At 69.0% G+C, this 1,218-nt stretch carries 1 protein-coding gene; it reads right to left on the bottom strand.

What is annotated here, in order from left to right; translation table 11 throughout:
* Nucleotides 1-1,112, bottom strand: a 1,112-nt coding sequence (locus tag ACGFMP_RS37225) for an IS256 family transposase (protein WP_393678535.1), incomplete at its 3' end; no start/stop codon positions are given.
* Between the last annotated feature and the right edge of the window lie 106 nt (nucleotides 1,113-1,218).

Raw genomic sequence — 1,218 nt, 5'->3', positions numbered from 1 at the left:
GCCAGGACGGCGCCGACCAGGCGGATCAGGGCGGTGCGGTCGGGGAAGATCCCGACGACGTCGGTGCGGCGGCGGATCTCCTTGTTCAGCCGTTCTTGGGGGTTGTTGGACCAGATCTGGCGCCAGATCTCGCGGGGGAAGGCGGTGAAGGCCAGCAGGTCGCCTTGGGCTGTGTCGAGGTGGTCGGCGGCCTTGGGGAACTTGGCCTCCAGGGCGTCCAGGACGTGTCGCATCTGGGCGTGGACGGCGTCGGCGTCGGGCTGCTCGAACACGGTCCTCAGCAGGGTTGCCACCCAGGGCTGGGCGGACTTGGGGACCTGGCTCAGCAAATTCCTCGCGTAGTGGGTGCGGCACCTCTGCCAGGACGCGCCGGGCAGGACGGCTCCGATCGCAGCCACCAGGCCGGTGTGAGCGTCGGACACGACCAGCTGGACGCCGCGCAGGCCGCGGGCGGTCAGCGAGCGCAGGAACGCCAGCCAGCCGGCGCCGTCCTCGGCCGTGGCGACGTCGATGCCGAGGATCTCGCGGTGCCCGTCGGCGTTGACGCCGACCGCGACCAGAGCGTGGACATTGACGATCCGGCCGCCCTCGCGGACCTTCTGGGTCAGGGCGTCGACCCGGACGAACGCATACGGGCCGGCGTCCAGCCGGCGGTTTCGGAACGCTGTGACCTGCTCGTCCAGGTGCTTGGCCATCGCGCTGACCTGCGACTTGGACAGTTGGGTGACACCGAGGGACTGCGCGAGTTTCTCTACCCGGCGGGTGCTGACACCCAGGAGGTAGGCGGTGGCGACCACGGAGATGAGGGCCTGTTCGGCCCGGCGGCGGCGTTCCAGCAGCCAGGCCGGGAAGTAGCTTCCCTGCCGCAGCTTGGGGATCGCGAGTTCGACGGTTCCGGCGCGGGTGTCCCACTCGCGCGGGCGGTATCCGTTGCGGTGGTTGACGCGCTCGTCGCTGACCTGCCCGTACTCGGCGCCGCAGAGGGCATCGGCGTCCGCGGACATCACTGTGTCGGCGAATGCCTTGACCATCTGACGCAGCAGATCGGGACTCGCCGCGACGAGGTTGTCCTCGGTCAGGGCGTGCAGGGGCAGACTGTCTGGTGCGGTCATCGTGCTGATCTCCTTCGAGGCTTTAGACACTTCGAAGATCAGCCGGTGGCCGTCTTTCTATGCGGGCACCAACCCGGACACCGGGACAAACCCCCGGAACAGGTCC

This window comes from Streptomyces sp. NPDC049040 (assembly GCF_043197715.1).
In the GTDB taxonomy this organism is placed as follows: domain Bacteria; phylum Actinomycetota; class Actinomycetes; order Streptomycetales; family Streptomycetaceae; genus Actinacidiphila.
This window is presented reverse-complemented; position numbering and strand designations above follow the sequence as displayed.